General features: G+C 29.8%; 23 protein-coding genes. 8 read left to right on the forward strand and 15 right to left on the reverse strand.

Translation table 11 applies throughout. From position 1 onward, the window contains the following. The first annotated feature begins 988 nt into the window (after positions 1-988). A complete protein-coding gene (locus V6137_RS17210; protein ID WP_425449204.1) occupies positions 989-2,065 on the forward strand; it encodes a lysylphosphatidylglycerol synthase transmembrane domain-containing protein in 1,077 nt (358 codons plus the stop codon). A 49-nt stretch (positions 2,066-2,114) separates the two neighbouring features. Here the strand turns inward: V6137_RS17210 and V6137_RS17215 are convergent, their stop codons facing one another. Genes V6137_RS17215 through V6137_RS17230 form a run of 4 tightly spaced genes read right to left on the reverse strand, consistent with a single transcriptional unit; the run spans position 2,115 to position 3,600 of the window. Then, complete coding sequence (locus V6137_RS17215; RefSeq protein WP_425449205.1) at positions 2,115-2,666, reverse strand: DUF4367 domain-containing protein; 552 nt, start codon at positions 2,664-2,666, stop codon at positions 2,115-2,117. Between the two features lie 8 nt (positions 2,667-2,674). After that, positions 2,675-3,103, reverse strand: a complete 429-nt coding sequence (locus V6137_RS17220) for a hypothetical protein (RefSeq protein WP_425449206.1) — start codon at positions 3,101-3,103, stop codon at positions 2,675-2,677. After that, positions 3,081-3,365, reverse strand: coding sequence for an RNA polymerase sigma factor (locus V6137_RS17225; RefSeq protein ID WP_425449207.1), 285 nt, complete (start codon positions 3,363-3,365; stop codon positions 3,081-3,083). Before V6137_RS17225 ends, V6137_RS17220 begins: the two co-directional genes overlap by 23 nt. Then, positions 3,349-3,600, reverse strand: coding sequence for an RNA polymerase sigma factor (locus V6137_RS17230; RefSeq protein ID WP_425449208.1), 252 nt, complete (start codon positions 3,598-3,600; stop codon positions 3,349-3,351). The genes V6137_RS17225 and V6137_RS17230 overlap by 17 nt, the downstream gene beginning before the upstream one ends. 186 nt (positions 3,601-3,786) lie before the next feature. On the opposite strand from V6137_RS17230, the gene V6137_RS17235 reads away from it, so the two are divergent. Then, positions 3,787-4,089: a hypothetical protein gene (locus V6137_RS17235; RefSeq protein WP_425449209.1), complete on the forward strand. Its 303-nt coding sequence runs from the start codon at positions 3,787-3,789 to the stop codon at positions 4,087-4,089. Positions 4,090-4,169: 80 nt separating this feature from the next. Here the strand turns inward: V6137_RS17235 and V6137_RS17240 are convergent, their stop codons facing one another. The 5 genes from V6137_RS17240 to V6137_RS17260 form a co-directional block, all read right to left on the reverse strand. Next, positions 4,170-5,864: a methyl-accepting chemotaxis protein gene (locus V6137_RS17240; RefSeq protein WP_425449210.1), complete on the reverse strand. Its 1,695-nt coding sequence runs from the start codon at positions 5,862-5,864 to the stop codon at positions 4,170-4,172. Positions 5,865-6,120: 256 nt separating this feature from the next. After that, positions 6,121-8,328: a type IA DNA topoisomerase gene (locus tag V6137_RS17245; protein WP_425449211.1), complete on the reverse strand. Its 2,208-nt coding sequence runs from the start codon at positions 8,326-8,328 to the stop codon at positions 6,121-6,123. 12 nt (positions 8,329-8,340) lie between these two features. After that, positions 8,341-9,153, reverse strand: coding sequence for a GNAT family N-acetyltransferase (locus V6137_RS17250; protein ID WP_425449212.1), 813 nt, complete (start codon positions 9,151-9,153; stop codon positions 8,341-8,343). An 18-nt stretch (positions 9,154-9,171) separates the two neighbouring features. Continuing rightward, positions 9,172-9,930, reverse strand: a complete 759-nt coding sequence (locus V6137_RS17255; RefSeq protein ID WP_425449226.1) for a GNAT family N-acetyltransferase — start codon at positions 9,928-9,930, stop codon at positions 9,172-9,174. Between the two features lie 203 nt (positions 9,931-10,133). Continuing rightward, positions 10,134-10,406: a CD3324 family protein gene (locus tag V6137_RS17260; protein ID WP_425449213.1), complete on the reverse strand. Its 273-nt coding sequence runs from the start codon at positions 10,404-10,406 to the stop codon at positions 10,134-10,136. A 398-nt stretch (positions 10,407-10,804) separates the two neighbouring features. Between V6137_RS17260 and V6137_RS17265 the strand changes: the two genes are divergently transcribed. The 4 genes from V6137_RS17265 (at position 10,805) to V6137_RS17280 (ending at position 16,503) form a co-directional block, all read left to right on the forward strand. Further along, a complete protein-coding gene (locus V6137_RS17265; RefSeq protein WP_425449214.1) occupies positions 10,805-11,500 on the forward strand; it encodes a response regulator transcription factor in 696 nt (231 codons plus the stop codon). Between the two features lie 25 nt (positions 11,501-11,525). Next, positions 11,526-12,764: a sensor histidine kinase gene (locus V6137_RS17270; RefSeq protein WP_425449215.1), complete on the forward strand. Its 1,239-nt coding sequence runs from the start codon at positions 11,526-11,528 to the stop codon at positions 12,762-12,764. Between the two features lie 524 nt (positions 12,765-13,288). Continuing rightward, the gene (locus V6137_RS17275; RefSeq protein ID WP_425449216.1) at positions 13,289-13,969 is read left to right on the forward strand and encodes an ABC transporter ATP-binding protein; all 681 of its coding nucleotides are present in this window, start codon (positions 13,289-13,291) and stop codon (positions 13,967-13,969) included. After that, entirely contained in the window at positions 13,966-16,503 is a 2,538-nt protein-coding gene (locus V6137_RS17280) for an ABC transporter permease (RefSeq protein WP_425449217.1), read from the forward strand. The genes V6137_RS17275 and V6137_RS17280 overlap by 4 nt, the downstream gene beginning before the upstream one ends. 120 nt (positions 16,504-16,623) lie before the next feature. Here the strand turns inward: V6137_RS17280 and V6137_RS17285 are convergent, their stop codons facing one another. Beyond that, the gene (locus V6137_RS17285; RefSeq protein WP_425449218.1) at positions 16,624-17,853 is read right to left on the reverse strand and encodes an MFS transporter; all 1,230 of its coding nucleotides are present in this window, start codon (positions 17,851-17,853) and stop codon (positions 16,624-16,626) included. A gap of 12 nt (positions 17,854-17,865) precedes the next feature. Continuing rightward, positions 17,866-18,765 carry an AraC family transcriptional regulator gene (locus tag V6137_RS17290; RefSeq protein ID WP_425449219.1) on the reverse strand — a complete coding sequence of 300 codons (900 nt, stop codon included), beginning with the start codon at positions 18,763-18,765 and terminating at the stop codon, positions 17,866-17,868. Between the two features lie 165 nt (positions 18,766-18,930). Here V6137_RS17290 and V6137_RS17295 point away from each other — a divergent pair, with 165 nt between their 5' ends. After that, positions 18,931-20,460 carry an FAD-dependent oxidoreductase gene (locus tag V6137_RS17295; protein WP_425449220.1) on the forward strand — a complete coding sequence of 510 codons (1,530 nt, stop codon included), beginning with the start codon at positions 18,931-18,933 and terminating at the stop codon, positions 20,458-20,460. A 56-nt stretch (positions 20,461-20,516) separates the two neighbouring features. Here the strand turns inward: V6137_RS17295 and V6137_RS17300 are convergent, their stop codons facing one another. After that, positions 20,517-22,145, reverse strand: coding sequence for a hypothetical protein (locus tag V6137_RS17300; protein WP_425449221.1), 1,629 nt, complete (start codon positions 22,143-22,145; stop codon positions 20,517-20,519). 159 nt (positions 22,146-22,304) lie between these two features. Further along, a complete protein-coding gene (locus tag V6137_RS17305) occupies positions 22,305-22,571 on the reverse strand; it encodes a hypothetical protein (protein WP_425449222.1) in 267 nt (88 codons plus the stop codon). Between the two features lie 142 nt (positions 22,572-22,713). Here V6137_RS17305 and V6137_RS17310 point away from each other — a divergent pair, with 142 nt between their 5' ends. After that, the gene (locus tag V6137_RS17310; RefSeq protein ID WP_425449223.1) at positions 22,714-23,388 is read left to right on the forward strand and encodes a uracil-DNA glycosylase; all 675 of its coding nucleotides are present in this window, start codon (positions 22,714-22,716) and stop codon (positions 23,386-23,388) included. A 134-nt stretch (positions 23,389-23,522) separates the two neighbouring features. Here the strand turns inward: V6137_RS17310 and pepT are convergent, their stop codons facing one another. After that, positions 23,523-24,743: a peptidase T gene (pepT, locus tag V6137_RS17315; RefSeq protein ID WP_425449224.1), complete on the reverse strand. Its 1,221-nt coding sequence runs from the start codon at positions 24,741-24,743 to the stop codon at positions 23,523-23,525. Between the two features lie 23 nt (positions 24,744-24,766). Beyond that, positions 24,767-26,278 (reverse strand): YfcC family protein, encoded by a 1,512-nt coding sequence (locus tag V6137_RS17320; protein WP_425449225.1) that lies wholly within the window; start codon positions 26,276-26,278, stop codon positions 24,767-24,769. Between the last annotated feature and the right edge of the window lie 182 nt (positions 26,279-26,460).

Raw genomic sequence — 26,460 nt, forward strand, 5'->3', positions numbered from 1 at the left:
TATCCAACTATAGACAGCCTCAAATGTGATTCGTATACCTCAGACCGGGATTTTGCCGCCGACTTCCTTCAGATTCCACCTCACGGTGGACACCCTTGTCTTCAGCTAGCACCTATATCACCTTCGGCGTTCGGGACTTTCACCCTATAGACTGTGTCCATGCTGGGCACACATATAAAAATGAACGCCAATATGACGTTCATTTCTATATGCTTTAATAAATCTAAGAAATAGCTTGTTCAATTTTTTTGTTAGGTGCATGAATTCTAGCATTCAAACAACAGTCAATTGCAAATGTATTATTTGATTTTTCATTCCATAAGTTTTTGTTTATAGATATCATATATTTCCCCCCTTTTTTAATTAATTGCTCATTTAATAGATTATAGATCTTTACTTAAGACCTATAATCTTCATTGAAAAGAGTTTTTCTTAATATATACTCAAAAACTCTTTTGAGCTATTATTAAAACAAATTCTTTTAAGTGTAATAAATAAACTTTATTTCCACTTAATATAAGTTTAACATTTCTTGTCATTTATTTCAAGTTTTTTATGTCATTTTTATGAAATTAATTTAATATAAACAAATATATCAACATAATATAGTGAAATAAAAGGACTTCTATGAAAACATTTAAACTCCTAGCAGAATTTAATGAGTATATAGGGAAATTTAAAAAATATTTTTTGTTTTTCCTCAGTAAACATATAGTTGTTAGTCATTATAATTAATAACTCACTTAATATAGATTTTTTATCCTCTAACACCACTTTACAAGTTATTAAAATCTAAGTGCAAAAACACCCCGCCAATTTAAAAGGGTAACGAAGATTAAATATACAACAAAGACTCTGAACTTTATAAAATATTTGCCAATGAGGCATAAACAATTTAGGCACTTTAATATGTTTATAACTCTATTGTAATTAAAACCCATAATTTGTGTAACAATACTACTATTATTATTTCTAAAGGAGCAATTAAATGAAAAAAGATAATACTAAAACTTCCCTTTTCAACAGAAAAAGGTTAATATCATACTTGATTTTTACTATTATTTTTATATTAACTTCATCTTTATCTTTATTATTTATATATAGATTTTTAAATACTAATACAGCAGTCTTTACTATAAGAGTTTTTCCACCTGAAACAATGATTCAAACTATGTTACTTTTTATATTTTATATCCTAATGGATAGCTTACGTCTATTATATATATTAAAATCATTAAATATATCAATTGAATATACATATATTTTAAAACTAGGTTTTATCCATTTATTTATAAGCAATATAACTCCTTTTTCTAGTGGTGGTGGTCTAGCTCAAATTTATTTTTTAAATAGAAAAAATGTTCCCCTAGGAAATGCCATTGTTGTATCAACCATAAAAGCAATTCTTCCTATTACTTTTTTCTTCGTTACAGCGCCTATAATATTACTGCTTAATAGGGATTTAATTAATATATTACCTACTAACAATATCTATATTTATTCTTTGGTATTTGGATTTATATATATTGTTATAATATACGGGGTATATAAATTATTTCACAATCCTAGAATAATAAAGATTATAATATCTAAAACCTTATTATTTATACAAAATAGAAAATTAATATCTAAAAAGACTTCATACAACTATCAAAGGAAATCTTTTAGAGAAATAAATAATTTTTTCAGTGGTATAAAGCTGTTTCTTAAAGGAAAAAAAATAAATATTATTTTATCCCTATTATCCACTGCCTTATTCCTTATTTCATTATTTTTATTTCCTGTAATACTTATTAAAGGACTTAGGTATAATATATCTTCTTTATCAATAATAATTAAACAAATAGTTATAACTTTTATAGCCTATTTTGCCCCTACTCCCGGTGCTTCCGGGGTTTCTGAAGGAGGATTTACTCTATTATTTTCTAATTTGATAAAAAAAGAACACCTGATATCCCTTACTTTTACTTGGAGATTTTTTACTATATACTTAGGAATGTTTATAGGTATGATTGTTTTTTATTATGAAGCTTTTAAAAAGAGAAATGGTGGTAATCAAAATTGATTACCACCATCAGTCTGTTGACAAACACATTTAGATAAAGTAAGCAAAATTAATTACCAACATCTATACTTTCCATAATTTTAAATGCCTCATCTTCAGGTAAGCCTAACATAAATTCAACAGTCCAAAGCTCGTCATCTATATAGTAATATGTATAGTAAGCACCAAGGCGTTTTAAATACTTTTTCCCATTATGACTAATAATTTTAGGATTCATTTCTCGATTACCATCTTCAATGACAGTTGTTTTTCCTTTTTTACATCGAATATATATACTAGGATAATAACCAAACTCATTTTTCTCTGAAGCTTTATATGTTAAATTATACATTTTAAAACTATCAAGTCGTTTATATTCTTTATAATAATAATCTTTATTTAAACCTTTAGCTTTTTTAAATAATTGTTGACGATATTCCCTATAGGTCATTTCATCTTCATACTGCTTATAGAAATTTTCATGGTCATAAAATATATATCCCTTTTCAAAAGTATAGTTTTTAGGTATATACTTAGGTAGTGGACTATTAGATAGGACACTATTTTTTATATCTTCAAAATTATGATAATACTCATCAGAATTTAATACATCAAAATCCAAAAATTTTTCTACCCCTTTAACTGGAATAAATAAGGCAATTTTATTATTAGGCAGTTTATCTTCAAGGGATTTAGAGATATCTCTAAAATCATCTGATACTTTCTCTCCTGTAGCCTACGTTCTTCGTAATCACTTCTGTCCATAACCCCCAATTGAATAACTATATTTCCCATATCATCTGATAAAGTAGCTCGTATATTCCCTCTATGATTCTTAACATACTCTTCATGTTCTGGTATTCTTCCTAGTTTGAAAGCCACCATAATAATTAGTGCTAATGCAAACATTCCAACTAAAGGTAACCTACTATGCTTAACTTCTTTTTTATCTTTAGCTACTTTCATGTTTCTTAATATTTTATCTTTATTATCTTCATAAGGAATATTCTCTTCCTTTAAATAATCTTCAATACCTTTAAAAGACTGAAATCTCTTCATTATCATATTCCTCCTTTTTTTTAATAAGCTTTTTTTCAACTTTTTTACGAGCCCTCTCAAATTGCTTCCTTAGGGCTGGTTCTCTTTTATTTAGGATATTGGCTATTTCTTTATAGGACAATCCCTTAACACTTTTTAATAATAGAACACTTTTTTCATAACTAGTTAATATAGTTAAAGCCTCTTGTATTTCTCTACTATATTTGTCTTCTGAAGCTAAATCTTCAGTTGAAACTTCCTTTGTTTTACATGGATATTTCATAAGAAACAACTTTTTTTCTTTTTTCTCTTCTTAAGTGATCTATACATTTGTTGTGTGCTATTTTGTATAGATCACTATTGCTATAGTCCTTTTTCTTAGATATATTAAAAAACTTTATAAATACCTCTTGAGTTATATCCTCAGCGGTTTCTTTGGAACGGATCATTTGGTAACAATATTTATAAATATTAAACTGAAACTTTTCAATAGTTTCTTCTACATTTTTCAGAGCCACGTAATTCCCTCCTTTACTAATAAGCATTCGTTTTAGTACTCATTTATATAACGAATAGGTTAGTAATAATGTGACGTCTCTATAAATATTTTAACATTTTACTTATATATTCTTTAAAAGGAATTAATTTTTATAAAATGGGAATTATAACATATAAGAAGATATCAATAGAAAGGTGGCGATATTTTGGATATTAACAAATCCATTAAATGCCCAAAATGTAATGGTAGTAACTTTTTAGCTAAATATGAAGCAACATATGTATATTCTTATAATATAGATACAGCTGATATTTCAAGTAAAAAAGAAACATTGCCATTTTTATTTGATAACCGGGAACAGTGTAATACTAAGCAGTATATAGAATGTCAGGATTGTAAAGAAAAATACCCTTGTTCCTTTAAACAAGGGGAAGGTGAAATTGATTTTACAATAATTAAAAAGGCTATTAGGGCACCCCATAAAGAGACTCCAGAATTTTTAGGGTAAATAGAAAAGGGATATATGATATAAATAACTGCAGTTATTTATATCATATATCCCTTTTCTATTTTTCTTAATTAAATACTTTATACCTTAAACTTACTTATCATCTCTCCTAATTTCCCTGCTAATTTTGATAAGGAGTTTGCATTTTCAGATACCTCTATTATTTGACTATTCTGCTGTTGAGCAGATGCTGCCGTTTCTTCTATTCCCGCTGAATTTCCTTCAGCTATAGAGGCTACTTTTTCAATTTCTTTATTAATTTTCATACTACTATCATTAATATCATTAAGATTTTTAGACACTACCTCTATTCTTTCAGACATTTCATAAACTTTTTCACTAATATCTTCAAATGTTTTTCCTGTATTCTCTATCTCTTTTGTTCCCTTTTCAACTTCCTTATACCCACTTTCCAATGAGGTAACTACAATGTTAGATTCCTGTTGAATTCCAGCTACAATATCAGTTATTTCTGTTATAGAATTACTTACTTCCTCTGCCAGTTTCCTTATCTCATCTGCCACAACAGCAAATCCTTTTCCTGCTTCCCCGGCCCTTGCCGCTTCAATTGCTGCATTTAAAGCCAATAGGTTAGTTTGTTCTGCGATACTTTCTATTACTTGAACTAATTGAGAAATCTCCTGGGACTTAGTATCTAAGCCCTTTACCTTTTTAACAGCATTTTTCATTGTGCCATTAATTGAAAACATCTGTTTAACTGATCCCTTCATTTGATTGTTACCTTCTTTAGATATATGTAGCACATCTTGAGAAAAGTCCTCAAGTATTTTTCCATTTTCATTGGATTCCTTAACTATCTTACCTAGGTCCTTTATCGAGTGAGAAGCACTTATAGATGATGTGGCCTGCTCCTCTGCTCCGGAAGCCATTTCTTCCATAGCTGCTGCAATTTGCTCTGTACTTATCTTAAATTCTTCAGCAGTCTTTGCAAAGTCGCCACTTTGTGTATCTACCTCCATAGTTGTGTAATTTATCTCTTTAATTAGATGCTGTAGACTACCAAGCATTTTATTAAATGATCCTGCGATTTTTCCTATTTCATCTTTACTAGAGATATCTATTCTAGCCGTTAGGTCCCCTTCATTATTTGATAATTCCTTTATTTTATCATTTATGGCATTTAAATTGGATATCTTCTTTATGAGAGTAGTTAGTGCTATTACTATTAAAGTTATAAGTATTCCTATCACAATAAAGGTAATTATAAGGGTTATACTCCCTCTATTTTTTGCTTTACTGGTTTCATTTTCTACCCTAGACTCCATTTCCTTTTGAAACTCATCGATATATTTCATAATATTTTCTTTATCACTATCATAGCTTGAATCAAAGACTAGTCTTCTAGCTTCGTCTAAATTATTGTTCTTAACTAGCTCCATTGCCGCTTCTTCTTTTTTAACCAAAGTATCTGAGTTGTTCTTAGCTTCTTGTAGTAAGTTCAATTCATTCTCTGGGGCCCCTAATTCTTTAAGTCTTTCTATAACTTTGTCCCTTGTTTTAACTTCATTAACTTCATTCCAATAATTATCATAGAATTTCTTTTCTCCAAATTGGGTATATCGTCTTATCTGCTCTGTTAAATAATCAGAGCTATTTCGTAAGTTGTCACCTAGCTCTTCAAATTCAATTTGTCTTTCAACTGATAATTGATATTGGCTAAAGGATTTTTGAAGGTAATAGACACTTGTAATAGTGGCTAAGACCAATACCATAAAAATAACTGTCATTATTTTTAGAAATTTCGAAATTTTCATTATAGTTCCTCCCCATTTAATGTGTACTATCTAGTCCTTTAGTCTTAATTATATCAATAACATTCGTTTTTGTCATTAAAAAATGTCGTAAATTGTATTATTGTAAGTTATATTGTCTGTTAATTAAATTTATTGCCGAATTACCAATTGACTAATAGATTATATATCCATAATTTTTTTCAGTGGCTAATAGAAATAATTAAGTAAAGGTTTACCCCAAAAGAAATAAGGACTGGATATCCAGTCCTTATCTATGCTAATTTCTCCCAAAAGTAACCTTTCCATCTTTAACTACCAATTTAGCATTAAATGTTCCACCATTTTTATAGGAAAACCCCTCAATAACTGGAGTCTCTCCTTTTTCTACTAATTGTTTTGCTTGGCCCTCTGTTAGCTTCTTTCCAGCAATAAAGGCTCCAATAAAAAATTTACACCCATTTAGATATTCACTGCATCCATATCCCTTTGAGTTTTTTGTTATATTACCCTTTTTACAAACTGGACAAATTCCAATGGTGACCTTATTTTTATTATATTTACCTTTCCCCTTTTTCTTATTGTATTTATATGTTTTTTCAATTCCCTCTATAGGTTTACTTTTATTGGCTTCCTTTATAATAAAATCAGTAAAGTTTCCTATACTCTCCATAAATCTATGGGGAGAGAACTTCCCCTTGGCCATATTCTTAAGGGCTTTTTCCCACTTTCCTGTTAAACCAGGGGACCTAAGTTCTTTAGGAACTGTTTTTATAATGGCTATCCCCTTTTTTGTTGGTATTAAGGATTTCTTATTTCTTTCTATGTAGCCCACTTTTATAAGCCTTTCTATAATAGAAGCTCTAGTTGCCGGTGTTCCTAAACCATTTTCCTTAAGTTGTTCCTTTAACTCATCATTATCAATAAGCCTTCCTGCATTTTCCATAGCACTAAGCAATGTTCTTTCTGTATACTGCTTTGGAGGTTTAGTTTTCTTTTGTTTTATCTTTAAATCATTAAATAAAAGGGTGTCCCCTTTACTAATAGGAGGCAGCTGCTCCTCTTCCTTTTTTTCTTTTTTCTTATTATTTTTATATAATACTTTCCAACCTAAATCCGTTATAACATTTCCCTTGGATATAAAGTTTTCTTTTTTACTTTCTACCAATATGGTGGTAGTTTCATATCTATATCTTGGAAGAAATACAGCTATAAGTCTTTTTACTACTAGATCATATATGTTTTTTTCTTTGCCACTAAGTCTTTTTATGTTAGGCACTTTGGGTGTGGGAATACAGGCATGGTGATCCGTTATCTTTTTATTATTAATTATCCTAGATGTAAACTTAATATTATTTATAATCTTAGGTATATACTTATCATATGGACTTATATTTAGATTTTTTAGAGTTTGTTTTACAACCCCTTTCATGTCATCGGATAGATATCTGCTATCGGTACGGGGATAAGTTATTAGTTTGTGCTTTTCATAGAGATTTTGGGCAATACTTAATGTTTCCTTTGCAGTATAGCCAAAATATTTATTTCCATCTCTTTGTAATTCGGTTAAATCATATAACAGGGGTGGTGGTACAGTTTTCTTTTCCTTTTTTACATCTACTACTTTTCCCTCGGTTCCTTTAACCTTTTTTTTAATCTCTTGAGCCCTTTCCTTTGTTGATATTTTACTGTTATTTTCTTTTGTATCTATCCAAGTCCCTGTAAAATCATCATATATACTATTTAACTCCCAGTATTTTTCCGAAGTAAAGTTATCTATTTCCATTTGTCTTTTTACCATTATGGCTAAAGTAGGAGTTTGTACCCTTCCTATACTAAAAATATTATTATTTCTTATGGTATAGGCCCTTGTGCCATTTATTCCTATTAGCCAGTCGGCTTCACTTCTACATTTTGCCGATTTATATAAATCGTCATATAAAGAACCCTCTTTTAATTCACTAAAACCTTTCTTAATAGCTTCCTCTGTCATTGAACTAATCCAAAGCCTTTTAAAAGGTTTATTACAATTGGAAAGACTATAAATATACCTAAATATAAGTTCCCCTTCCCGTCCAGAGTCTGTGGCACATATTATATCCTCTATACCTTTACTATTCATAAGTCCTTTTACTATATTAAATTGTTTCTTTGTTTTAACAGTTGGCTTTAACATAAATTTTTCTGGAATTATGGGTAAGTCCCCCATATGCCATTTTTTATATTTTTCATCATAATCCCCTGGCTCACAAAGAGTAACCAAATGACCTATTGCCCAGGTAATGATATACTTTTCCCCTTCAATATATCCAGTTTTTGAAAGGCTTTTTCCCTTTATTATGACCTTTGCTATGTCCCTTGCCACACTGGGCTTTTCTGCTATCACTAGTGTTTTCATCATATTATAAATAACCCTTTCATTTTTAATTATATTTCTTTTAGATAAGGTTATTATATCATAGAAAAAATAGGACATGGATATATCCATGTCCTATTTTTTCTATAAACTGAATTTATAACATATATATTCTTCTTTTTTAATAAAACCTAGTTTTTCAGCTAAATTCTTTGATGGGACATTCTCATCCATGCAATCCCACCACGGTAGTTTTCCTTCACCTAACATCTCTTTAATACATTTCATAGCTAAGTTATACCCTACACTCTGTTGCTGATATTTTCTATCGGTTTCTATTCCAATAGTATTGGTCTCTGATGTAGAAAATCCACTATAACATACTCCAATTATTTTATTATTATCCGTTGCATAATAACAATTTCCCTTATCAATTAAATTATCTATACTACCCCAAAAGCTAGTTAATACAGTTTTGTAGTATCTCCAGTTTGAATAACCTTGATGATTAGTGCTACTATCCTTTAATGAGTGTATATCATATCTAAATTTATTTATTGATTTTTTAATATCCTCCCCATTAAATATATAAATAAGCTGACCCCAACTCTTTAAATCTCTATTACTAAATATATCTTCTATAGTTTTTTCCCAATCCACTGTTGTGCCTGAAAATTCAAAGTAATCTATGTGTTTTTTCTTTAAAAATATCTTTATTTTATTATTAATAAAGCCATTAATTTTTTCTAAAAATTCTTTGTTTTTACTATCTCCTATAAAATAAAACCCCTCCATACCTTGATTCCACACTAGTCCCGTTGTCGGAGTATTAATATTATCTACAAAAATATCTCCTGGATTATTTCCTTCTATCACTGACATAACCTCTGGGTATTTAATTCCATCCCTCAGTAACTTGATAACCTTATGATGATCCTCTCTTAGCATTCTATCCATTATAACACCCCTTTAATCTTATAATTTAAAGTCATATAGAAAATAATCAAAGGCTTTTGTATATCCACAACTCTCTGCTAGAGCCCTTGAACCAGAATTTTTCTCCATACAATCCCAATTTGGTTCAAATCCATTGGCTTTACAATATCTTAGAAATTCATTAATCACCCCTTTGGCAAGCCCCTTATTTCTATATTGTTTTAATGTTACTGTGTGGGATCCTATCTCATTTTTAGTAACGCAGCTAGATATACAACAAGAAACTATTCTTTTATTATGTAAAATACAAAATCCTACCCCCTCTTTTAGAAAATATTCTTCTGATACACACCAATCAAGTATCATGTTCTTTAAAAAGTTTAAATTGAATATATTACTTTTAAATAAGTTTTTATCGACTTTTACTAGTTTAAAGTCTTTTTCTAGCTTATTGTCCTTGATTAATGAATTTTGAATATTTTCATTTTTGTAAGTTATCTGTTTTGATTTATTTAAGCTTCGGTGTTTAGATAATTCATTAATGGTAATATCCCACTCTTTACTGGTTCCACTGAATTCAAATAAATCTAATCCTAGACTCTTTGCTCTAGGAGTGATTTCTATATCAATATATTCGTTAATACTACTATTAAAACCGATATTATTTTCTTTCCCTATAAAGTAAAAGCCTTCTATTGCTTTAGACCAAATCAATGCAGTTTTTGGTTTTTCAATATTATCTACGAAAATCCACCCTGGATTGTATCCCTTTACAACCCCTTTTATTTCAATATTAATTAATTCTCACTTTAATAGATGGGATATTTTATAAAATTCATTTTTATCTAATTCATATATCATCTCTACTCCCCCTAATTTATTGACGATACAAACCTTTTAACTATAATTATATATTTTTTTAACTCTGAACAATATATATAAAATAATTTATAATAGTTTTTTATACAGAAATACTGGCTAGATTAATCTAGCCAGTATTTCTATATACATCTATTTGAATATACAATTTTTTTGATACTATGGACAGAAAGATAAAACTCTTCTGCCAATTGATTTATAGTTGTTCCTTTATTAAACTTTTCTATAATCTTTTCATTTCTACAATCTAAATACTTCCTATTTCCTGAATTCTCTCCCCATTTTTTTCGAGATTCCTTAGGTTTTGGTATATAAACCAACTGCCCCTTTGCATATGCTTGAATCTCTTTTAATAATTCTTTTGGAAAGATATCATTGCCACTTATGTATTTCATTTTAACTCCACTCCTTAAATATAATTTTTTAATATTTAAGTGATGGAGCTTATAGACATTTATCTGATATACATAAGTTACAATGAAAATTAAAGTTTTTGAATCTATTATAATCTGTATTTCATATCATCAATAACTTAATCATTTTAAATCCCCCTTTATATTTATCAACCTTTATTTACATAATATCAAGTTTAATAATTTAACACAAGGATATAATAAGCCCTTATAACACTTAAGATATGGTAAGTTATAATATCTTATAGTATGATAAAATTAGTTTATATAAATATATTTATATAAACTAATTGGGGGATTACGGATCCCCCAACAACTAACATAAATAAGCTAGAAGAATACCACTCTCCTAGCAATTAATAAGATCAGGAGATGATTATATGGAAAATATACTTCTTATTGAAGATGATACAACCCTTGCTATGGGTATAGAGTATTCCCTTGAAGATGAAGGACTAAATGTTGAGGTTAGACATAATATAGAAGATGGTTATAATGCCTTTAAAAAAGGAGAATATGACTTAATACTCCTTGATGTTACTCTCCCCGATGGTACTGGCTATGACCTCTGTAAAAAAATAAGAAAGGAAGATTCTATCCCGATAATATTTTTAACCGCTTGTGATGATGAAGTCAATATAGTTATGGGCCTTGATATAGGTGGAGATGATTATATTACAAAACCCTTTAGGGTAAAAGAGCTTATATCTAGAATAAGAGCCGCTATAAGAAGAAATAGTATGACTAGTAACAAAACTAAGACAAAGGATATTATATCCTTTGGAAATATATTAATTAATCTAGAGGAAAATAAGGTCATAAAGGATGACCATGAGTTAATTATTACTCCCATAGAATACAAGCTTCTGGTAACATTATCTAGAAACCCAAATCAAGTTCTAACTAGAAATCAAATATTAGAAAAAATATGGGATTCTTCTGGTGATTTTATAGATGATAATACATTATCAGTTCATATAAGAAGGTTAAGGGAAAAGATAGAGGATAATCCCGCATCCCCTAAGCATATCAAAACAGTTCGAGGTGTGGGATATAAGTTATTATCTAAAGTATAAACTTTAAAGAACCGAGGTGATTTTTATGTATAGGTTTTTAAATAATCCCGAAGTAAAGAGTGTTGTTATGAAAGTTATAGTATTTCAATTTATATTAACATTACTAATATTATTTATTCTTGGACTACAATTAGAGGATTTAAAAAATAATATAATTGGTAATAATAAAGCTTTAATAGGAAAACTACTATATTCAAATCCTAATTTAGAAGAAGATATAATAGGATTTTTTACTGAAAGTGCTTCAAAAGAAGAGATAGAAACGGGAATAACTATCGCTAATAAATATCATTTAACTAAAGATCTACCTATAGAGGTTTTTCCCTATTTATACGATTTTAAAAAAAGTTCTTATTTGAGTACAAGTCTTTTAACTTTTATAAGTCTAGTTATATTTATTTCTTTAATATTAATAGAATATAGAAAAATATTCAAAAAAATAAATACACTCTCTAATAGAGCGGAAAAAGCTATAGAAGGAAAGATAGAACCTCTATCTGAAGACGGTGAAGGAGATTTTTTTATACTGCACCATAAATTTAATAACATGATTAATAGATTAAAGCTTACCATAGAAGCTTTAGATAAAGAAAAATTATATTTAAAAGATATAATATCTGATATATCCCACCAACTTAAAACCCCGCTATCGTCTCTTATGCTTTTAAATGATATCATGGGTAAAAAAGATATGACTAAAGAAAAAAGAAGTGATTTTCTATATAAGAGTAAAGAACAACTTGAGAGAATGGAATGGCTTATTATAAGTCTTCTTAAAATGGCAAAAATAGAAGTTGGAAAAGTTCAATTTACTTATAGTAATACAAAGGTTATAAATACTATAAAGGGGAGCTTGTCATTATTAAAACCAACTATAGATAGGAAAAATCAGGATGTAATTATAACAGAAGAAAGTAAAGATATAAGACTATATCATGATAATGAATGGCTTAAAGAAGCCTTTATGAATATAATAAAAAATTCTTTGGAACATACTCCAGTCAATGGTGATATATTTGTTACAATAAAAGATACTCCTATTTTTACTAAAATTATAATAGAAGATACAGGGGAAGGTATAAAAAAAGAAGATTTACCAAATATATTTAATCGATTTTATAAGGCAAGTAATTCTAAAAAAGATAGTATCGGTATAGGATTGTCCCTAGCCAAAGCTATAATAGAAAAACAAAATGGTGAAGTACGAGTAGAAAGTAAAGTTGGAGAGGGAACAAGGTTTATTATTACTTTTCTTAAGATATAAAAGATATTTGCTTTTGGCAAATGTCTTTTTTAAATTAATCTAAAAAACTGGGGGGATTACGAATCCCCCAGTAACGAAATTGGGGTTATTGGGGGATTATCAATCTCTTAGTAACTAAATTGGAGTCATTGGGTGATTGTCAATCTCTTAGTAACTAAATTGGAGTCATTGGGTGATTGTCAATCTCTTAGTAACTAAATTGGAGTCATTGGGGGATTATCAATCTCTTAGTAACTAAACTTAAATTGTCGGAAGACTCTTTGTTAAGTTATTGGAGGACTCCTTGTTAGGTTGTTGGGATCCCTTATTGGGTTGAGGGAATCCCTTATTGGGTTGTTGGGAGCCCTTATTGGGTTGTTGGGGCCCTTATTGGGTTGTTGGGGGATTCGTAATCCCCCAACTTGCATTAAACCAATCTTAAGAAACCTTAAGATTAAAATTCATCTATTTGTAAGATACACAGTCTAAAATATAAAATAAGAAAAAGCCCTAACCTCAAAACTTATTTTGAAAGGATGATAACAATGGAAGTTATAAAAACACAAGATCTATCCAAAATATATGGAACTGGTATAACAAAAGTAGAAGCTTTAAAGGATGTAAATATATCTATAAAAGAAGGAGAATTTGTATCAATAGTAGGTGCCAGTGGTTCTGGTAAGAGTACATTATTACATCTTTTAGGAGGACTTGATAGACCCTCTAATGGTAAAGTCTTTATAGATGATGCTGATATATATAGTCTTAAAGAAAAGAAATTAGCTGTTTTTAGAAGAAGAAAAATAGGGTTTATATTTCAATTTTATAACCTTATACCTGTATTAAATGTAGAAGAAAATATCACTCTACCCCTACTATTAGACCATCAAAAAGTTGATCAAAATCATATTAAAGATATTATGAATATATTAGGTATAGAAGATAGAAAAACCCATCTCCCCAGTGAATTATCTGGAGGTCAACAACAAAGGGTATCAATAGGTAGGGCTTTAGCTTATAAACCATCAATAATATTTGCCGATGAGCCAACGGGAAATCTTGATAGTGAAAGTACAAAGGAAGTTATGGAACTCCTTAGATTATCAGTAAAAAAATATCATCAAACCCTTGTACTAATAACCCACGACCTAGAGATAGCTTCCCAAGCCGATAGAATAATAACACTAAAGGATGGGGAAGTGGTTAAAGACGAGGTGATAAGATGAAACAGTATAGTGATATAACCTTTAAGTATTTAAAAAATCAAAAGAAAAGGACTATTCTTACTATCCTGGGAATTATACTCTCTGTGGCCCTTATTAGCTCAATACCAACTATGTTTTATAGTATGCAAAAAAGTGAAATAAGAAAGGCAAAAGAAACTACTGGAGACTTTCATTTTGCCTATAGTGATGTCGAGCCTAAACTTTTTAATAGACTTAAAAATAACCCAAAGGTTAGTGATATATCCTTTTACGCTGATATAGAAAAAAATATAATCTTTGATAAAAAATATAAACTTTCAATAACTGAATTAAATACAGAAGGTTTTCATATGTTGCCAATTCATATAAGAAAAGGTAGGATTCCTAAGAATAACAATGAAATATTAATAGAAAAATGGGCTCTGGAAAAAATGAAAGACAAACCTAGTATTAATGACAAGGTAACCTTTAGTGTAAATGGTGAAAATAGAGTATACACTATAGTAGGTATATTAGAAAATGATATGGGCTCCCAGTATTCAGGGGAAACAAGGGCATTCTCTTTAAGTGAAAAAATGCCTAGTAATAAAAAAATAAATATATTTTTAAAACTAAAAAATAAAATATCTATAAAAAATAATATAGAAGAGTTTAAGAAAATGCAGGGTGATGGTAAGTTCAGTCCTAATGATAGATTATTAAGACTACTTCTTCAAAGTTCCAATTCTGAAGTAAACAGAGCAATATTTATAGTATGTGGAGTATTACTTGGGCTTGTTATTATAGCCACAATAGCAGTTATTTATAATGCCTTCCATATCTCTGTTATTGAAAGAATTAAACAATTTGGTATCCTCCGTTCCATAGGTTCTACCCCTAAACAAATAAGAAAAATTGTATTTAAAGAAGCCACTTTATTAAGTGTTATAGGTGTTCCTATAGGGATATTATCTGGAATATTTGGATTAAAACTAGTTTTATTTATTGTTAGTAGAGGTGGTGGCTTTTTAATAAAATCCAATGAAGTCGTTATATCACCATATATTGTTATAGGCAGTATACTGTTAGGCTTCGCTTCTGTATATTTATCTGCATATCTTCCAGCAAAAACTGCATCAAAGGTTTCCCCTTTAGATGCCTTAAATAATAGAAGTAGTATAAAAAAAGAGAAGCTTAAAAGAAGAAAGGGTATAATCTCTAGACTTTTAAATATAGAATATGCCATGGCCTATAAAAATATAAGAAGGAATAGAAAAAGATTTAGAATAACAGTATTTTCTATAATGATAAGTGTAATATTATTTATTGTATTTAGTACCTTCACTGGTATGGTAAATCAAGTTAATGGCAAGGGAAATGAAGAGTTGAATATGGATTATAAAATATCAAAAATATATTCTGAAAAAGAAAGTTATAGTTTTACTGAAAAGGACTATAATAGAATAAAAAATATAGACGGAGTAAAAACTGTATACAAAAGATATAATACTACCTATGGTACTGCAATAATTCCATTTGATAAGATTACCAGTTCATATAAAGAAGCCTTCGATACTAATTTAATAGAAGATAATAATAATAAATTCAATTTAACATTTACATCTATAAGAATATATGACGATGAAAAGTTAAATATAGCTAAAGACTATATTAAAGAAGGTTCAATAAATAAAGAAAAACTAAACAAAGAAAATGGAGTTATATTGGTTTTAAATAATAAAATGTATAGTAAAAAGCTAGATAAAACAATGACAACAGATATTGCTAACTTAAAGGTTGGAGATACTTTACCTATTGATATAACTAAACTTTATAGAGGTAAGGAGTATCCTAAAAATAAAATTAATCTTAAAGTAAATGCTATTCTTGAAAGAAGCCCCTTTGAAAATGAATATGTAGAAGGTGGGATAAGAATAATCACAACAGAAAAACTAGGAAAAAAATTAGCAAATACAGTAGATAAAGAGAAATATAAGGAAGATAATGATATAGAATTTGAAGGCATTAATTTACTAGGTTTTGATGTACAAATTAATGAAAAAGCTGATAGGGATCTGATAACTAAAAGTTTAAGAAAATTAGAAGAAGAGGATTCTACAAATAGGGTAGCAGATGTTAAAGCCAGTCTAGAGGAAGAAAAAAGAGCTACCCTTCAAATGATGGTGTTCTTATATGGTTTTATAATAGTTATAGCTCTTATTGGCAGTCTAAATATTATAAATACTGTTAGCACAAATATGATACTAAGAAAACGGGAGTTTTCAACCCTTAAAGCTATTGGAATGCATATGGGACAAATTAATAAAATGGTTATATTAGAAGGACTACTATATGGATTTGTAGGCTCAATATATGGCCTTATAATAGGACTACCAATATCTTATTTATTATATAACCAACTAAGTGGACTTTCTGGATTCCCATGGACTATCCCTTGGGATAATATCTCCATAGCAATGGGAGGCTCTATATTAATAGGATTACTTTCAATAATAATCCCCCTTAGAAGGATTAAAGAAAATAATATTATTGAAAGTATTAGAATGGAAGAATAAACTAAGTTTTAGTTTTAGTCTTAGTTTCAGTTTAAGTTTTAAAAAATAATTTTGCCGTTGGCAAAATTATTTTACTTAGACTTAGACTAAAACTTAAACTAAATATACTAAGTTCCTTTCTTAAGATATCTTTAATTTAGCCTTAAAAAAAACATATAAGTATAAAGCTATCACAGGGGACAAAATAACTCCCGAGATTATCATTGCAAAGGGTATCGATGTTTTTAAAGCTATTAGTCCAATAATAGGACCTCCTATAATTTGTCCCAGGGCATCTAACTGTCCATATGTGGAAATAACTGTAGCCCTTACTTGGGACTTAATATTTTTATTCAATAATACTCCATATATTGGTCCATTTGTTGTTCTAACAATATAGAACGTTAAATACATAGAAAAAGCTAGACTAAAATTTCTTGATAATGCTAAGAGAATAATACTTAATACCATAACTATATTTATTATTAATAGTATCCATACTCTCTTTAATTCTCCTTCTTTATTCATTTTTCTTTTTATATATTCAACGGCTATTATACTTAGTATCATAGCTATTCCATTTATAAGTCCTATCCAAACTATAGGCTTAAGGTTAATGATATCTGGAAAATCTATATTCTTTAAAAAATGGGCTGTCCATAGTCTGTCGAAGCCTTCACTATATAAACCATGCAATAATGATATTCCCAACATTATCATCAAAAGCCATTTACCATTTATAAACTTAATTCCCTGACTAAAGGTGTGTATCATTTGTTTAAAGGAACTTCTATCCTCTTTATCTATAGGCGTAAAATTTGTTTCTTTCATAAAAAACATTAAAAATAAAGCTAATAATACAAAAAATATTCCTCCCATAAGTATAGGCAGATTTACAATCATAGCCCCTATGGTAGTACTTACTATTATTCCCATAAGGGAAAAGAACTGACTAACTTGAGCTCCCTTTAAATATATGGAGTCTAAGTTTTCCTCTCCTACTTCCTCTGCTATCCAAGCCTGATCTGCTCCACTAGTGAATGTATATCCTAAGCCCCACAATAGTTGACTTAGTAAAACAACTATAAATAAAGGTATAGAAGCCTCTATAATAAAAGCAGAACCAATAAGCACTAAACCAATAATTACTGATAACTTTCTACTTTTTATATCTGCCACTATTCCCGTTGGAATTTCAAAAATAAAGCAAGAAGCTTCCAATACTGTTCCAACTAAAACCAACTGGAAAGGATTTAGCTTAACAGTTTCAATATGATATATTTGGTTTACAGTGAATACCAAGGAAAAGAAAAATCCAGTTGCACCTGTATATATTAGATATATTAATGATTGGGAAAATTTATTTGACAAAATTTCCACCTCCTATTTCTTAATTATGGGTATATAAATATCCATTACAGCCCCTATATCACTATGACACCTTTCATCATAGAACTCAAAGTCCGGTTTATTAGGGGCGATTTCATACCCTGAATTTGGAAACCATTCATACAAGATATAGTCCCAGGCCCCTTGTATTATTTTTACAAAGCTTTTTTCTTCTTCTGTTGTAGGTGGTGTAGTAAAAACAGCGTATTTAACCTCTGGTATTTCAGCTATTACCATATTCTTACCTAGATTTTCGCCGCCTTTTGCCTTTACTCCAAGTAAATATCTAAATCTTCCACTTTCCATATTAGGTGGAAAACATATGGCATATTCTCCATGTTCTGATGGTTTAATTTTCTTATATAGTCTCCTTTCCCAATTAGATATATTAAACCTATCCCAAAATGCTGGAATTTCCCTTTCATTTCTTTTACTTTCTAAACTAGTCTCAAAATCATATCCTGCCACCTTAAAGGACTCCTTAGTTACTATCTTAGGTTCCATAATAACACCTGTTTTTATATTGTACTTCTTTAGTAACATTAAATTAATTTTTTTTGGTATATTGCCATTTACCTTTGATATATATTTACTGGGAGAGCATCCATATTCCTTGAGAAATGCTTTACTAAACCCACTATGGGTATTAAACCCATAGTCCATGGCCACATCTATTATACGTTTTTTATTATTAACTAAATCATTAATTCCATGGATCATTCTTCTTCTCCTAATATATTGCATAACTGGCATTCCAACATATGCATTAAACAATCTATAGTAATGATATGTTGAAAATCCTGTTAATTCTCCAAGTTTATCCACAGTTAAATTATCTTTTAAGTTTTCTTCTATATAGTCAATACTATTTTGAATGATCTTTATATAATCCACAATTATAACTCCTTTTATTTTTTCTAACATAATTATATCATCTTAAAGATTTATATCTGTTCCAAACTTGTCAAAATCACCCCTATAATTTATTCCTTTTTTAAGGATATTTTTAATCATATAGTAAATCATATTTATAATAACTAGTATCTAAGGAGGATAACCATGGATAATAAAAATATTAGTTCTTTTACTAATCCTAAATCATACTGGCTTAGTTCCACAGAAGAAACTAACTTTCCCCCTTTAAGGGAAGATATATCTGTTGATGTTGCCATTGTAGGTGGAGGAATGGTAGGTATTACTACTGCTTTTTTGCTTAAAAGAGGAGGCCTTAAAGTTTCCGTATTAGAATCAGATCATATTCTACAAGGTGTTACAGCTCATACCACCGGTAAACTTACCAGTCAACATGGATTAATATATGGTAAAATAAAAAGCCAGCATGGAACTGAAAAAGCTAAACAATATGCAGAAGCCAATGAATCTGCTATTAAATTTATTTCTAATATCATTAACGAAAAACAAATAAACTGTGACTTTTCATCCCAGTCATCCTTTGTATATACCCAAAAGGATAAATACATTGGACAAATTAATAAAGAGGTAGAAATTGCTTCTGCTATGGGTATAAATGCTTCTTATACAGAAACTATTCCTTTGCCCTTTTCTATAAAAGGGGCTGTGGAATTTAAAAATCAAGCCCAATTCCATCCTCTAAAATATTTGCTCTCTTTAGCAGAGGACATCCATGGTGATGGATGTAATATTTTTGAGATGACTCCGGCTGTGGATATGGAAAAAGGGACTATAACTAGGGTTATTACAAAGAATGGGTATAAAGTTACCGCAAAAAAAATTATTATTGCTTCCCATTATCCCTTTTATGATAAAGCCAATCTATATTTTTCTAGGATATATGTTCATCGTTCATATATATTAGCTGCTAAAATAAAAGAAAACTTCCCTGGGGGAATGTACATCAATGCAGAACAGCCTGTCCGTTCACTTCGTTCTATTCCTACAGAAGATGGTGAACTAATAGTATTTGCTGGAGATCATCATAAAACAGGTCAGGGTCCAAATACAATAAATCATTATCAAAACTTAGAGAAGTTTGGTAACAATATATATACTATAGAAAGTATACCCTATTACTGGTCAACCCAAGATTGTATGCCTTTAGATAATCTTCCCCATGTAGGTAATCTATCAGAAAACACTCCTAACATCTATATAGCCACTGGATTTAGAAAATGGGGCATGACAAACTCTACAGCATCGGCTATTATACTTAAAGACTTAATTGTAAATGGCTCTAGTCCTTGGGGCGATGTATATAATCCATCTCGTTTCACACCTATGGCTTCTATTAAAAACTTTATTGTAGAAAATTTTAATGTGGCAGAGCAATTTATTTCAGGAAAAGTATCTAGATTACCTGATGAATTAGATGTACCAGTTGGTGACGGTAAGGTTTTAGAAATAAAGGGTAAAAGAGTAGGAGTTTATAGGGATGAAAATAATAAACTATATTTCGTTGATACAACTTGTCCCCATCTGGGATGTGAGTTAAAGTGGAACTTAGCTGAAAAGTCCTGGGACTGTCCTTGTCATGGTTCTAGATATACATATAAGGGAGAGGTATTAGAAGGTCCAACCACAAAACCATTAAAAAGACTTTATTATAATTAACTGGGGGATTACGAATCCCCCAGTAACAGGGATTACGAATCCTCTAGTAACAGAGATTACTTTATTTTGATAATGTATTCTTTATTTAAAACATCATATTCTAGTTTCTCTAAATCCTTAACTAAAACCAGATCTTCTAGTTTATCATTTTTCCTCAACCAATATATAGGTATCTCTTTATTGTCTTTATATGTTTTATAATTAGAAACTATTAACTTACCTACACTTCCATATCCATTGTTGATAGATGAGGAAGATATACTATTAAAAGATTCTACTGAAGGTATACTAGTGGATCTTCTACTTCCAATTTCTATATCTTTTAATTTTACTAAATATCGTCCATTTACCATATAACCTTGTATATCTTTTGATTTATAGCTAATCTTTTTATCTGAGTTATATACATTTCCAATAACAACATCTGGTAATTTTATATCAACATGTATGGTTGAAGTTTCATTAGCTAGCTTTACTACTTCAGATAAATTTTTATTTATTATTCCTCTACCCTTGGAATAATAAAATGTAGGATATGTTGGGGATGGAGGTAGCGGCATTCCCGATGGAAATGACCCAAAAACAGTAATATTATAAACAAACTTGTAACTTCTATTTTTTACTAAATCCAAATTGAAAATGATATTGTCTTTATCAATATTAATGGTTTTTGTTTCGGTAATCCCTTTATTACTATCCATATCCACTGCACTAACTTTAACCTGTCTGATATCTTCTTTTCCCTTTAATCTAAAAACGTCTCCCTTTAAATCTAAATCCATGGTTACTTTTTCCCTAGACAAAATATTTATATTCATATGATTATATGAACTATTAAAGTTATCTATTTTTTCTAAATATAATGGATCGATACTTGTTGAGCCTTCCATATCATAGGATAGATACTTTTTATTATCCCCATTTATCTCATAACCAACATAATTATAAATATTAGGATCGTTATAACCCATGTTGTTCCAATGGTTCTCAATAGGTATCTCAATTTTATACTCTATAGAATTTTTCCCTTGGGGAATATAATGTTTTTTCCCAGAGTATTTTCTAAGATACCCACCATCAAAGTAATAAAATACAGGAGTTACTTTTATTCCACCATAAGGGGCTATATCACTATTGGGAAGACTAATCTTGCCACTTATAGTTACATTTTCCCTACTTTGTTCCTTTTTAATAGATATACTCTCAACCCTATTATTTAAATCAGATATTTTTACTAAGCTATATCCCCCTATATTATAGGCAGGAATATTATTACCATCTATATATATTTTAATATCTGAATAATAGATTTTTCCACTGGATTTTATTACCCTATTGGTTCCTTTAGTATTCCTATTTCCAAATCCTATATAGAGCTTTGTGGTTCTAGTTTCTGGATTCCATATATGATTATATCCATAGTAGGCTAAATCTTCTGCTACAATATACAATTCATTATTTACAGTATATGTAGGTATATGCTTATTTTTAATGTTAAGATTATAATTATTTGAGCTTACCGATATAGTAACATCTATGTCCGCCTTTTTAAAGGCACCAATTACATCTCCCAATTTATGGTTATCTCCATCTTTATTTATATAACCAAAGGAAGTGACTGTACTAGATAAAACTAATATTAAAGTCAATATAAATATATAAGCATTTCCCTTAAATATTTTCATTATAGCCCTCCTTTAAGTTTAATCTATATTTTTTATAATATACTCCCCACATTTACATTATATAGTATACCCTTTTTTTACAATGTAAGTTACTATATTGTAATTTTTTAAGCTTGTACTAATTTACGTATACAAAGCTGTTATATAGTTATCCCAGTTTTATTCTTCTATCTGCCCCTTAAGATATTGAATCTGTTTTTGTAATATCTCAATTTGAAGCTTTAATTGTTCATTTTGTTTTTTCTTATCTTCTAGTGCCTGTTGTAGTTGCTCTTGTCCATTTACGGTTAATATGGATTGCCCGACAGCTTCAAGAAAATTTCCCAAAGAGTTTTGCTCATTTAAGTCTAAGTTATTTGCTATCCCTATCCCTAGAAGGGATGCTAGTATGGAAAAGGCATTTGGTGGAATATTAGAAAAGGACACAAATAATCCTCCTTTTGTTCTCTTTTATATTTTATTATACTTAGACTTTCTAGAAATTGTGACTATAAAGTAGATATATTTAGGGCACTACTATTTTTAACAGCTAAATGCTATTTATGTTATAATTTATTGGGGTGATTATATGGAAATTTTAAAAAATCATTGGAAAGAGTTATTAAAAGATGAATTTGAAAAGGACTACTACTTAAACCTTAGACAGTTTTTAATTAATGAATATAAAACTAAGGTTATATATCCTAATATGTATGATATCTTTAATGCATTACACTATACAGATTATAATGATGTAAAGGTAGTTATATTAGGTCAAGACCCTTATCATGGTCCTAATCAGGCCCATGGGTTAAGTTTTTCTGTAAAACCAGAGGTTAAAATACCACCTTCCCTTAGAAATATCTATAAAGAACTTCATAATGACTTGGGATGCTATATACCTAATAATGGATACCTAAAAAAATGGGCTGACCAAGGAATAATGCTTTTAAATACAGTATTAACCGTTAGAGCTGGAGATGCAAATTCCCATAGAAATAAAGGATGGGAGCCCTTCACCGATAGAGTAATTAGCTTACTTAATGATAGAGAAGAGCCTATTGTTTTTATACTATGGGGAAGAAATGCCCAATCTAAGTTGAAAATAATAAAAAATCCGAAACATTATATAATAAAATCTACCCATCCAAGTCCTTTGGCTGCCCATAGAGGTTTCTTTGGTAGCAAACCATTTTCTAAAACTAATAAGTTCCTTAAGTCAATAGGCAGGACCCCTATAGATTGGCAGATTGAAAATATATAGTACTTGAAAGCTTTAAAATATAAAGCCACCAGGAAGTAATTTATTTATTGGTGGCTTTATATTTTAAATTTATAAAACTTATTTTCTCAAATTGCAATAATAAATATCACCTTATTTTTATACACTAAAACCTTTTATTTGCCATAGGATTTTATAACTTCTATTACTGTCTCCACTGCTTTATCCATATCTTCCACTGCTATGGCTTCAAATTTACCATGGAAGTTAAATCCACCTGTAAATATATTAGGAGTTGGAAGACCCATAAATGAGAGTCTTGCCCCATCTGTACCTCCCCTTATGGCTTTAACATTCGGCTCTATTCCTACTTTTTCCATGGCATTTACTACAGAATCAACTATATGAATAACTGGAAGTATCTTTTCCTTCATATTATAATAGGAATCCTTTATTTCAACTTCAACAGTATTGTCTCCATATTTGTCATTTATAAAGTTACAAGTTTTCTTAAGAAAATCTTTTTTTCTTTCAAACTTATCTATATCATGATCCCTAATTATATACTCCATTTTTGTCTCTTCTATACTACCTTCAAATACATCAAGTAGATAAAACCCTTCATATCCCTCTGTATATTGGGGATTTTCAAAGACAGGTAATAAAGATTGTAGCTCCATACCTATTAATATAGAATTTTTCATTTTAAGTTTAGCTGAGCCTGGATGTATATTTACACCATGTATCTTTATGGAAGCCGATGCTGCATTAAAGTTTTCATATTCGATTTCTCCTAAAAAGCTACCATCTATGGTGTAGGCAAAATCTGCTCCAAACTTTTCAACATCAAATTTATCTGCTCCCCTTCCTATTTCTTCATCAGGAGTAAAGGCAATCTTAATATCTCCCCTCTTAATATCAGGGTTATTTATAAAATATTCTATAGTTGTGATTATTTCTGCTATTCCAGCCTTATCATCGGCTCCAAGTAAAGTTGTTCCATCTGTTGTTATTAATGTCTTTCCTTTATAATCTTCTAAATATGGAAAGTCCTCTACTTTCATAACTATATCCTTTTCCTTATTTAACACTATATCTTTACCATCATAATCTTTAATTATATTTGGCTTTACATTCTTCCCTGAAAAATCAGGACTTGTATCAAGATGGGCAATAAGCCCTATGGTTGGGGCATCTTTACAATTCCCTTTTAATGTTCCCATAACATAACAATTATCATCCATATGGGCATCCTCTATACCCATTTCTTTTAATTCATCTACTAAAATATTTGCTAAATCAAATTGTATTTCTGTACTAGGTGTACTTTCTGAATCTCCTTTAGACCTTGTATTAATAGATACATACCTTAAAAGTTTTTCATATGCTCTTTCCACTATCAATCACTTCCTTTATATTTTTATAAAAATGCTTGTGCCAATAACATAATGGCAGCAAATCCACCTATCATCCCCATTAATGGCATTATAAATTTTAACCATCTATCATATGTTACATCAACCATTGAAAGGGTAACTAGTATAAGTCCCGTTGGAGTTATAAATGCCATTAATCCTTGACCATATTGATAGGCACTAACTATTACATCCCTTGGAAGTCCAACTGTATCTGCTAAAGGTGCCATTATTGGCATCGATAAAACAGCTAAACCTGATGAAGATGGGATAAAGAATCCTAATACCAAGAACACAAATAACATTAGTATGGCAAATACTCCTCCATTAATTCCTTGGACTAAATCAGTGGCACTATTAAGTATTGTATCAGAAATAAGACCTTTGTCCATTATAAGGTTAACTGACCTCGCAATACCAACTGTAAGGGCCACTCCCATAAGGTCTGCCGCACCTGCAACAAAATGTTTAACAGCTTTCTTTTCTCCCATTCCTGATATAAAACAGATGATAAGTCCCACTGCCAAGAATAGGGATGTCATTTCCATAAACCACCATCCTTGGGATGAAACTCCCCAAATCATAACTCCAAAGGAAAGGGCAAATATAAGTAACATTAACTTACGTCTTAATGTAAACTCAGGAATTTCCTTGTCTTGATTTAAGAATTTCTTTTCTAAATAATTTTTTTGATCATATATTACAGATTTTGATGGATCCTTCTTTACCTTTTCAGCATATTTTACTATATATATAATAGTTATAGTAGTCGCTATTAAAAGACCTATTCCCCTAAATATAATACCATTTGTAAATGATATTCCTGCAGCATTAGATGCTATAACTGAGGAAAAGGGATTTACTGTTGAGAACATTGTACCAACAGATGAACCCATATATAATGCTGCTATACAAACGATGGCATCATATCCTGCCACCATAAATACTGGGACCAGTATGGGGTAAAGAGCTATTGTTTCCTCAGCTAATCCAAAGGTTGTACCCCCTAGGGCAATTAAAAATGTCACTATAATTATAAGTAAAAATTCCTTCCCCTTCGTTATCCTAGATAAACTTGCAAAGCCGGCATCAAAGGCACCACTATTATTTAATATACCTATTATACCCCCAATTATAAATACAAACATAATAATATCTATAGTCTCATAAACACCTTTAATAGGAGCTTGAAGCACATCTACAACTCCCTGGGGTTTACTTTCAAGCTTTTCATAAGTATCTGGAATCGCCACTGGCTTATAGATACTTCCATCTTTAAACTTTGAAATATTAACTTTCACCCCTAATTTATCTAAGGTTTCTTGGGTTCCTTCAAATTTTTCAGTGGAACCATCGGGATGGGTAACGGTAAATTTATCTATTTCCCCATCATACAAAAGTTTAGAATAAGATCCAGCTGGAACCACATGGGTTAATACAGCTGCTAAAATTAAAACGATAAATAATACTGTATAAGCAGTCGGGAAACTTAATTTCTTCTTACTTTTGGTTGCCATTAAAAATTCCTCCTTATTTTATTAATTTTCCCCCTATTCCATCAATACCCAGCAATATTTAAAATATAGGTTTTTATTTTTATCAAAATCTTAAAAAAATAATTTGTTTAATACTACATTTTACCATTTTATTTTGCAGATTATAATAATTAATAGAGGGCCAAAACCTTAAGGTTTTGGCC

Origin of the sequence: Dethiothermospora halolimnae (genome assembly GCF_037577855.1) — a bacterium.
GTDB classification, from domain to species: domain Bacteria; phylum Bacillota; class Clostridia; order Tissierellales; family VENL01; genus Dethiothermospora; species Dethiothermospora halolimnae.

What these genes read in the sequence shown, in the direction of transcription:
- V6137_RS17210 (WP_425449204.1), top strand. Translation starts at nt 989, where the DNA reads ATGAAAAAAGATAATACTAAAACTTCCCTTTTCAACAGAAAAAGGTTA.
- V6137_RS17220 (WP_425449206.1), bottom strand. Translation starts at nt 3,103, where the DNA reads ATGAAGAGATTTCAGTCTTTTAAAGGTATTGAAGATTATTTAAAGGAA.
- V6137_RS17225 (WP_425449207.1), bottom strand. Translation starts at nt 3,365, where the DNA reads ATGAAATATCCATGTAAAACAAAGGAAGTTTCAACTGAAGATTTAGCT.
- V6137_RS17240 (WP_425449210.1), bottom strand. Translation starts at nt 5,864, where the DNA reads ATGAAAATTTCGAAATTTCTAAAAATAATGACAGTTATTTTTATGGTA.
- V6137_RS17245 (WP_425449211.1), bottom strand. Translation starts at nt 8,328, where the DNA reads ATGGATATATCCATGTCCTATTTTTTCTATGATATAATAACCTTATCT.
- V6137_RS17250 (WP_425449212.1), bottom strand. Translation starts at nt 9,153, where the DNA reads ATGGATAGAATGCTAAGAGAGGATCATCATAAGGTTATCAAGTTACTG.
- V6137_RS17260 (WP_425449213.1), bottom strand. Translation starts at nt 10,406, where the DNA reads ATGAAATACATAAGTGGCAATGATATCTTTCCAAAAGAATTATTAAAA.
- V6137_RS17265 (WP_425449214.1), top strand. Translation starts at nt 10,805, where the DNA reads ATGGAAAATATACTTCTTATTGAAGATGATACAACCCTTGCTATGGGT.
- V6137_RS17270 (WP_425449215.1), top strand. Translation starts at nt 11,526, where the DNA reads ATGTATAGGTTTTTAAATAATCCCGAAGTAAAGAGTGTTGTTATGAAA.
- V6137_RS17275 (WP_425449216.1), top strand. Translation starts at nt 13,289, where the DNA reads ATGGAAGTTATAAAAACACAAGATCTATCCAAAATATATGGAACTGGT.
- V6137_RS17280 (WP_425449217.1), top strand. Translation starts at nt 13,966, where the DNA reads ATGAAACAGTATAGTGATATAACCTTTAAGTATTTAAAAAATCAAAAG.
- V6137_RS17295 (WP_425449220.1), top strand. Translation starts at nt 18,931, where the DNA reads ATGGATAATAAAAATATTAGTTCTTTTACTAATCCTAAATCATACTGG.
- V6137_RS17300 (WP_425449221.1), bottom strand. Translation starts at nt 22,145, where the DNA reads ATGAAAATATTTAAGGGAAATGCTTATATATTTATATTGACTTTAATA.
- V6137_RS17310 (WP_425449223.1), top strand. Translation starts at nt 22,714, where the DNA reads ATGGAAATTTTAAAAAATCATTGGAAAGAGTTATTAAAAGATGAATTT.
- V6137_RS17320 (WP_425449225.1), bottom strand. Translation starts at nt 26,278, where the DNA reads ATGGCAACCAAAAGTAAGAAGAAATTAAGTTTCCCGACTGCTTATACA.